5 protein-coding genes are annotated in these 9,291 nt (G+C 68.6%); 4 read left to right on the top strand and 1 reads right to left on the bottom strand.

Annotated features, from left to right (window positions below):
• The coding region (locus ACWD3E_RS41770) for an IS256 family transposase (RefSeq protein WP_451392698.1) at positions 1–609 on the top strand (609 nt) is incomplete at its 5' end.
• 398 nt (positions 610–1,007) lie between these two features.
• On the top strand, positions 1,008–4,511 hold the full coding sequence (locus ACWD3E_RS41765; RefSeq protein WP_451392697.1) for an NB-ARC domain-containing protein: 3,504 nt from the start codon (positions 1,008–1,010) through the stop codon (positions 4,509–4,511).
• A gap of 324 nt (positions 4,512–4,835) precedes the next feature.
• Here the strand turns inward: ACWD3E_RS41765 and ku are convergent, their stop codons facing one another.
• Entirely contained in the window at positions 4,836–5,561 is a 726-nt protein-coding gene (ku, locus tag ACWD3E_RS41760; RefSeq protein WP_451392696.1) for a non-homologous end joining protein Ku, read from the bottom strand.
• Positions 5,562–5,879: 318 nt separating this feature from the next.
• Between ku and ACWD3E_RS41755 the strand changes: the two genes are divergently transcribed.
• Together ACWD3E_RS41755 and ACWD3E_RS41750 are read left to right on the top strand one after the other, a co-directional pair.
• Positions 5,880–6,794 (top strand): tyrosine-type recombinase/integrase, encoded by a 915-nt coding sequence (locus ACWD3E_RS41755; protein ID WP_451392695.1) that lies wholly within the window; start codon positions 5,880–5,882, stop codon positions 6,792–6,794.
• Complete coding sequence (locus ACWD3E_RS41750) at positions 6,791–9,289, top strand: tyrosine-type recombinase/integrase (RefSeq protein WP_451392694.1); 2,499 nt, start codon at positions 6,791–6,793, stop codon at positions 9,287–9,289. Before ACWD3E_RS41755 ends, ACWD3E_RS41750 begins: the two co-directional genes overlap by 4 nt.
• Positions 9,290–9,291 lie beyond the last annotated feature (2 nt).

Raw genomic sequence — 9,291 nt, 5'->3', positions numbered from 1 at the left:
GGCGAGGGCGCCAAGTACTGGCTGCACGTGTTCACCGAGCTGAAGAACCGCGGCCTGGACGACGTGCTGATGCTGGTCTGTGACGGACTCAAGGGTCTTCCCGAGGCCGTGGAGACCATCTGGCCTCGCACTATTGTCCAGACGTGTGTGGTTCACCTGCTGCGGAACTCGTTCCGTTACGCCGCCCGCCAGGACTGGGACAAGGTCGCCAAGGCACTCAAGCCCGTCTACACGGCGCCCAACGAGGACGCGGCCACGGAGCGGTTCTTGGAGTTCCAGGAAGCGTGGGGCCGGAAGTATCCGGCGATCGTGAAGCTGTGGTCGGACGCCTGGGCCGAATTTGTGCCCTTCCTCTCCTTCGACGTCGAGATACGCAAGGTCATCTGCAGCACGAACGCGATCGAGAGCGTCAACGCCCGCATCCGCAAGGCTGTCCGCGCCCGTGGGCACTTCCCCAACGAGGCCGCCGCCCTCAAGTGCATCTACATGGCGCTGATGAGCCTGGACCCGACCGGCAAGGGTCGCAAGCGGTGGACCATGCGCTGGAAGGCACCCCTGAACGCGTTCCAGATCACCTTCGAGGGCCGCCTGACCCCAAGCAACAACTGACACCTCAACAACCGAGATCAGCCGTTAAGTTGACACACCCCGACCCGGACATCCGTCCATGCGAAGCCGGCGAAATGAACGCTGCACTGTCCTTGCCGCCCGCCCGCGTCGCGTGCGGTCTCCTCGCTCGCCCACCAACCGTGCTGCGCTGGCCAGTCGCCCGTTGTGAGCAGCAGGTGGTAGGGGCCGGGGCTCACAGAGTCCACCCGACGATCATGTAGTCGCGGCACGAGTCCTGCCAGCACACCCTTCCCAGGGAGGAGAACCGACGGAATGCCACGAACAGCGTGACGAAATCCCGTGGCGCGGTCTCTGCGTGGTCTTGTGGCGTTCTGCTGATGCTGGAGATGTGATGTCGCTAGCGTCACGCGCAGGGAATCGTTGCCGGGGGTGGGCGCGTGCGTGTGCGGGTGTGGGTGGCGGCGGTGGTGGCGCTTGCCGGTCTTGGCGTGGCCCTGGCCATCGTGCTGGCTCTGGCGGGGAACCCGGCCACGGCCGCTGCACGCTGGCCTTGGCCGCTGGATGGACTGCGGCAGCATCCGTGGAGGTCTGTCGCTGTGTTCGGCGTGCTGTCCGTCGTGGCGGGCGGTGTCGCGGCATGGCTGCAGTTGCGTCCGCCGGTGGGCGTGGATGATCCGCCGCCCCCGCCGCCGATGGCTGTTCCGGAGTGGTTCGTGGACCGTGCCCAGACTCGCACGGCAGCGGCGGCACTGTGCCGTGGCGGCCGGGCCGTGGGCATCACCACTTCCCTGTGGGGAGCGGGAGGGTTCGGTAAGACGACGCTGGCGAACGCGGTGTACGCCCGCGGGCGGGTGCGTCGGTACTTCCGGTCCCGGATCTACCCCGTCACCATCGGCCGGGACGTCCGCGGACGAGCGGCGGTGGCTGCCAAAGTTGCCGAGGTGACCCGGTTCATCACCGGCGACACCACCGAGTTCGACGATCCGGATCTGGCCGGCGCCCATCTGGGGCGGCTCCTGGACCAGCGGCCTCGCACGCTGCTCGTTCTCGACGACGTGTGGGAAGCCGAGCAGCTCGAGCCCTTCCTGAAAGGCGGCCGGCGCTGCGTACGGCTGGTCACCACCCGCAACCCGTCCCTGCTGCCCAACAGTGCCCACCGCATCCCGGTCGACCAGATGTCCCACGACCAGGCAAGGGCCGTACTGACCTGGAACCTGCCACCCCTGCCCGTGACATTGGTGAACGACCTGCTCCAGGCCACCGGGCGATGGGCACTGCTGCTCCGCCTGACGAACCGCCTGATCGCCGAACAGGGTGCCGGCGGCGCCGATCCCGCCGCCACCGCCGAGCGGATCCTTCACCGGCTGCGCGGCAACGGGCCCGCTGCCGTGGACGACCCGACCGCCGCCTGGAACCTCGACGACCCCCGCCAGCGCAACCAGGCCGTCAAGGCGTCGATCGAGGCCGCCACCACCCTGCTGCCGCCCGGCGGCCCGGACCGCTTCACCGAACTGGGCATCTTCGCCGAGGACGAGTCCATCCCCGTCCCGGTGGTCGCCCTGCTGTGGCAGGCAACCGGCGGGCTGACCGAGGACCAGACACGCACCCTGTGCCGGGACCTGGAACGCCTGTCCCTGCTCACCCTCAACCGGACCAACGGCGGCACGATCAGCCTCCACGACGTCATCCGCGACTACCTCCGCAGCGCTCTCGGCACGGCCGGCCTGGCCCGCACCAACGGCCTCCTGATCGACACGCTCGCCGCCGGCCTGCCCTTGGCCCAGCCCCTGGCCCCCGTCCACCCCGACCCCGAACGCGCCTGGTGGCAACTCACGGACGGCTACCTCCTCGACCACCTCATCGACCACCTCCTCGCAGCCGGAAACATCACCCTGGCCGAGGCGGTGGCTGGCGACCTGCGCTGGGTGGAAGCCCGCCTGGTCCAGCGGGGACCCACCGCCCCCTGGAGCGACCTCAGCCACATCGACACCGCCCACACCCGCCCCCTGGCCCGCAGCCTCGCCCAGACGGCCCACCTGCTCACTCCCACCGACCCGCCCCACGCCCTCACCGGCGTCCTCCACACCCGCCTCGACACACACCCCCACTGGCACCCCCAGATCTCCGCATGCCACCAGGACTTCACCCAACGTCCCTGCCTGGAAAGCCGGTGGCCCCTGGCCGACGCCCCCTCTCCCGCACTGCAACGGATCCTCACTGGCCATACCGGCTGGGTGGAGTCGGTGGCGATTGGGCCGGACGGCACCTGGCTCGCTACCGCCAGCGACGGGGAGGTACGGATCTGGGACCGGGCCACCGGCACCTGCACAGCCACCCTCACCGAGCGGGTGGAGTCGGTGGCGATCGCGCCGGACGGCACCTGGCTCGCCACCGGCGACTACGACGGGGAGGTACGGATCTGGGACCGGGCCACCGGCACCTGCACAGCCACCCTCACCGGCCACACCGACCAGGTGGCGTCGGTGGCGATCGCACCGGACGGCACCTGGCTCGCCACCGGCGACCACGGCGGGGAGGTACGGATCTGGGACCGGGCCACCGGCACCTGCACAGCCACCCTCACCGGCCACACCGCCTGGGTGGAGTCGGTGGCGATCGCACCGGACGGCACCTGGCTCGCCACCGGCGACTACGACGGGGAGGTACGGATCTGGGACCGGGCCACCGGCACCTGCACCACCACTCTCACCGACCTCACCGTCCGGGTGGACTCGGTGGCGATCGCACCGGACGGCACCTGGCTCGCCACCGGCCGCAGCGACGGGGAGGTACGGATCTGGGACCGGGCCACCGGCACCTGCACCACCACCCTCACCGACGACACCGACCGGGTGGACTCGGTGGCGATCGCACCAGACGGCACATGGCTCGCCACCGGCCACCACGACGGGGAGGTACGGATCTGGGACCGGGCCACCGGCACCTGCACCACCACCCTCACCGACGACACCAACTGGGTGCTCTCGGTGGCGATCGCACCAGACGGCACATGGCTCGCCACCGGCCACCACGACGGGGAGGTACGGATCTGGGACCACGTCTTCCCTGCTCAAACTCCCTCTAGTTCTCCTCACACTGACGAGCTGCTGTCGGTGGCAGTCGCACCGGACGGCACCTGGCTCGCCACCAGCGACTTCTACAGAGAGGTTCGGATCTGGGACCGGGCCACCCGCACCTGCACAGCCACCCTCACCGACCACACCGACCAGGTGGCGTCGGTGGCGATCGCACCGGACGGCACCTGGCTCGCCACCGCTGGCAGCGACAGGACGGTGCGGATCTGGGACCGAGCCACCGGCACCTGCACAGCCACCCTCACCGGCCACACCGACCGGGTGGCGTCGCTGGCGATCGCACCGGACGGCACCTGGCTCGCCACCGCTGGCAGCGACAGGACGGTGCGGATCTGGGACCGGGCCACCGGCACCTGCACAGCCACCCTCACCGGCCACACCGGCTTCGTGTTGGCGGTGGCAATCGCACCGGACGACACCTGGCTCGCCACCGTCGACAGCAACGGAGAGGTACGGATCTGGGACCGGACCACGGGCACCTGCACAACCAGCCTCACCGACCACACCAACCGGTTGGAGTCGGTGGCGATCGCACCGGACGGCACCTGGCTCGCCACCGGCCACCGCGACGGGAACGTGCGGATCTGGGACCGGGCCACCGGCACCTGCACAGCCACCCTCACCGGCCACACCGACGAGGTGCTGTCGGTGGCGATCACGCCGGACGGCACCTGGCTCGCCACCGCCAGCAGGGACAGGACGGTGCGGATCTGGAATGCGGCGGAGCGAGACATTGCGGCCATCGCACGAGCCGAAGGGGCGCTGTACTCATGCGCCTGGGGAACCGCTCATGAACTTGCGGCGGTAGGCGCGCGGGGGCTGTACCTCTTGAAACTGCTCACCTGAGACTTTTCGAAAAGCTGGCATCGTCGACGAGCGCAATGGGGAGATGCCCTGTCAACAAGTGCCGCATTTCGCCAGGTCAGCCAATTGCGTCAGTACCCCAGGGGTGGTGCGACGGCAGGTGGCGACGGCCGGTGCTCCGCAGGCTGAGCACGATAGCGGCCCCGCGGGTCCATGCGCTCGCAGGCTCCGAAATGGCGCAGCGGGTCGTCGGGGGCTGGATGCACGACGGCTGGGTCGACGCCGTGGACTATGAGCTGCAGTCATTGAGCATGTTCTGCCTCCCTGCTGCTCATCCCCTCAACGAGCCTCGCTCTGATCCGGAGGTCACGGCCTCGGCCGTGACGACTCGTGCGCCCGCTCGGCAGCTTCGACGCTCGCCTCCAGCGCCGCCATCAGGTCAAGCATCCGAGCGGGCTGCGCCGGCTCGACGAGCTCACCGCCGGTGGTCTTCGCGTCCACGAGCTGCTCGAGGGCGTGGGCGTACTGGTCGTGCACCTCGCTGACGTCGATGCCGGCGAGGTCCCGGATCAGTACTTCGGCCAGTTTCAGCTCCCGGTCGGTGACCGGGGTGGAGGGTGCGAGGTCTCCGGGGTCGCGCAGTTCGTCCTGCCACAGGAGTGTCTGCAGGATGAGCATGCCGTGGCGGGGGCGGAGCAGCGCCAGGCGCTCGCGGCCGCGCAGGGCGACCTTGGTCACGGCGACGTGGCCGGTGCGGGCGAGTGCCTCGACGAGCAGTGCATACGGTCGGTCGCCGCCGGGTCCGGGTCCCGCGTAGTAGGGCCGGCTGAAGCTGATCGGGTCGATGTCTTCGAAGGGCACGAAGCCGAGTACGTCGATGGTCTGCCTGGTGGGCAGAGGCAGGTGGGCGAGGTCCTCTTCGGTGAGTGGCACCACGTGCCCGTCTGCCAGGGCAAAGCCCCTGCCCACCTCTTCGTAGGGGATCTCCCGGTTCTCGGCCCTGCAGAACCGACGGTGCCCCACGCGGCTGCCATTCTCTGGGGGTTCCGAGACCGTGGTGTGACGTCGTACGGCACCTGCTCGTTGGGGCATACGACAGGTTCTCGGGGGGTGTGGCTCTGCGGTGGATCGTTGCGATCGACTCGTGGACTAGGGGTACAAGTGCGTGCATTTCCTGTACGGATGCCTTCGGGCCTCCGGTACTGGACCGTGGTGGATGACGATTTTGAGGTCGTCGAGGATGCTGACCGTTTCCTGCGGGAGATTCGGCTGGCGCGAGGGCGGGCGGAGCTGACGACGAAGGCGTACGCCGAGGGCCTTGTCTTGTTCTTGCGCTGGTGCGTGAGCACAGGGCGGGACTGGCGGACGGCGGCTCGCGAGATGGGGCTGTTCATCCTCTGGCTGAGGTGGATGCCCGGCAACGGCGGGCAGCGCCAGGTCGCGGTGCCCGGGCCCGGGACCAAGCCGGTCCGCGGGGACGCCCGGATCAACAAAGTGCTCACAGCCGTGCGGATGTTCCTGGTCCACGCGGTCATCAACAAGGCCGTGCCGGCCTCGGTGTTGGAGCAACTCTACGAACTGAGCGACGACCACGACCTGCCCTTGGCGGCCCGCGGTGAGAGCGGTGCGATGCGCCACCGCCTGCGAGCCCACCACCGGCTCCAGGAGCCCGAGACCGCGGTCGACCGGGCCAGCGACGAGGAGGTCATTTCGATGTTCCTCGCCTGCCGCTCGGCGCGCGATCGGCTGATCATGCTCCTGCTCTCCCGTGTCGGACTGCGTCCAGGGCAGGTCGCGGGCCTTCGTCGCTGTGATCCTCACCTGCTGATGGACTCGCGGTCACTGGGCTGCCGCGTCGAAGGCGCCCATGTGCATGTTGTCCGGCGCCAGAACGAGAACAACGCCTGGTCGAAGTCGAAGAAGTCCTGGGTGATGCCCGTGGACTTCCTCGTCGTGCAGGCATTCGACCAGTACGCGCTGGAACGACACGAGCGTTTGGGGTCCGACGGCAGCGACTTTCTGCTCGTCAACCTTTTCCGGCCCCCGCTGGGTGCACCGGTCTCCGCGGACGCAATCGGGGAGTTGTGCCAGTCGTTGTCGCGGCGGGCGGGGTTGGGCCGCAGGGTGGGGCCTCGGATGTGCCGGCATGCGATGGCCAGCAACGTTGTCGACGCCGGCGGGAAGTTGGACGAGGTGCAGATGCTTCTGGGGCACAAGCATCCTGAGTCCGCGCGGCCCTACTTGCATCCGGCGGCGTCGCGGCTGCGTGAGGCGGTCAACCGCGTTCCCTCGCCGCGGGAGCTGGGCCGGGAGGGGACGCGATGACGGTGACCGCTGCTCCGCTCCGGCCCGCTCCGCGCCCGGAGGAGGACGAGGACGGCGGCATGACCTCGGCATTGCGGGCCGCGGTGGATCAGGAAATTCTGGACCTGCTGGGCTGGTCGGATGAGGTCCGGATGCTGTTCTTCCCTTACGACCATCACCTCCTGGGCATGCCGATGTGCAGGGTAAAGGGCTGCTCACAGGCCAGTGTCGCCCGGCAACTGTGCGAGGGGTGCCGGCTGCGGTGGAAGCAGGCAGGGCAGCCTGACGTGGACGAGTTCGTGGAGACGGCTCGCCCCGGTACGCGCCGGACCGGGGTCGCAGACTGCTCGGTCAAGGGATGCCCGCGGCCGTTCCGGTCGTGGAGAAATCCGGTCTGCTCGACCCATTTCGCCCAGCTCACCCGGCTTCAGGTGACGTTGGAGGAGTTCCTCGTCCGTGATGACGTTGTCCCCCTGCCGGCCTTCGGGCACTGCGAGGTCGCGGCCTGCCACCGCAAGCGAGAGGGCAGTTCCCCGTACTGCCATGGCCATCGTGTCCGCTGGTCCTGGGCCGTCAAGCGCGGACTGAGCACACGCGAGGAAGCGCGGTGGCGGCGTACTACCGCGCCTGTCTCAGCGAACAACGAGGTCAGCCTGCGCGGACTGCCCGAGCGGGTGGTCGCGGAAATCCTCTACGGCATCCAGGCCCGTACCCGCGAGGGCCTGCACACGACTGAGCATGTGCTCCGGACGCTTACCAACCGGCTACGCGAGCTCGAATCGCCCTCGCTGACAGCAGCGGACCTAGACCAGGTATCCCGCGGTGTCCGGGGATTCTGCACCAGCCTGGTCACCCACGTCGGCCGCTTCGGGCTCACCCCGGATGGGGAACGGGCCAAGGACGTGTGGAACGGCGCCGCCTTCGGCCATGCCGGCTATCTGCGTTTCACCGCGATCCACCAGCCATGGCTCCGCAGTGCCGCAAAGGAATGGGCGTTCTTCTCCCTGCCCCAGCGCCGCGGCAAGGCCATCGCCACATGCCAGGAAATCCTCAGCGCGTTCGCACTCCTCTCCGAGAGTCTGCAGTTGCAGCGCGAGGACTGCGGTAGCGACATCCAAGCCGTGGGCCGCAGGGACATCACCGCCTTCACCAACCGGCTGAGCTACCTGCGCCACACCGGCGTCATCTCGGCGCACAGAACAGTGGTCATCAGCCGCTGTGTACGCAGCAACCTGGCCCGGATGCGCTCATTGGGCCTCACCCGGCCCGGCGAGCCGCTGCACGGCCTGCCGGACGACTTCGCCCTCCTGGCCGAGGACGTCCCCGACGACCCCGAGGACACCGAAGCAGGCAAAGACCTCCCGCCCGAGGTCATGCGGCAGATCTGCGAGCACCTGCCCTCTCTCGCCGGCGTGAAGCGGAACGGCAACGAGAACCGGGTGGCCACGGAATTGCTGATCGACACCGGCAGGCGGCCCATGGAAATCTGCCAGCTGCGGTGGGACTGCCTCCAACAGGACGCCACCGGCCAGCATGTCCTGATCTACGACAACTACAAGGCCGGCCGCAAAGGACGCCGACTGCCGATCTCCCAGGCCACCGCAGGAGTGATCACCCGGCAGCAGGAACTGATCCGCACCGACTTCCCCCTGACCCCTACCGCTGAGTTGATGCTCCTGCCGACTCGGGTAGGCAACCCCCACGGCCGCAAGCCGCTCGCGTCCGGCTGGCTGGCCAGCCGTCACCGCGAATGGATCCGGTCACTGCCCGAGTTCCTGGTCCCCACCCGCGTCGAGATCAACAGGCAGCAGGTGGCCAAGGTGCTGTCCTTCGACAAATCGAAGATCTTCCTCTACGCCTACCGGCACACCTACTGCCAGCGACACGCTGACGAGGGCATCCAGCCCGACGTCCTCCAAAGCCTGATGGACCATCGCCAACTCAGCACTACTCAGCGTTATTACCGGGTCAGTGAGCAGCGTAAACGGGAGGCTGTCGACCGTGTCTCGGCGATGCAGTTCGACCGGCACGGCAACCGTATCTGGCGGCAAGCCAGGGAACTGCTGGACGACGAGTATGCCCGCCGCGCTGTCGGGGAGGTTCAAGCGCCCTACGGTGTCTGCGTCGAGCCGTCCAACGTCGCGGCCGGCGGACACGCCTGCCCGGTCCGATTCCGCTGCGTCGGATGCGACCACTTCCGCACCGACGCCTCCTACCTCCCCGATCTGGAGGCATACCTCGCCGACCTGCTGCGAAGCCGAGAACGCCTGGCTGCGTTCTCCTCCGCCGACGACTGGGCAAAAGCCGAGGCCACACCCTCCGATGAGGAGATCACCCGGGTCCGTCGGCTGGTCCGGCGTGTCCGGGAGGACCTCGGCGCTCTCACCGACGAGGACCGCACGCAGATCAAGGAAGCCACCGCCGTCCTGCGCCGCAGCCGACGGAACATCGTCGCCCTCGGAATGCCCCGCGTCGGACCTCCCATCCCCGACTTCCACCCCGGCAGAACAGCATGACC

The sequence above is a fragment of the Streptomyces sp. NPDC002676 genome (genome assembly GCF_053592455.1).
This window is presented reverse-complemented; position numbering and strand designations above follow the sequence as displayed.

What these genes read in the sequence shown, in the direction of transcription:
- ku (WP_451392696.1), bottom strand. Translation starts at nt 5,561, where the DNA reads ATGCCCCAACGAGCAGGTGCCGTACGACGTCACACCACGGTCTCGGAA.
- ACWD3E_RS41755 (WP_451392695.1), top strand. Translation starts at nt 5,880, where the DNA reads ATGCCCGGCAACGGCGGGCAGCGCCAGGTCGCGGTGCCCGGGCCCGGG.
- ACWD3E_RS41750 (WP_451392694.1), top strand. Translation starts at nt 6,791, where the DNA reads ATGACGGTGACCGCTGCTCCGCTCCGGCCCGCTCCGCGCCCGGAGGAG.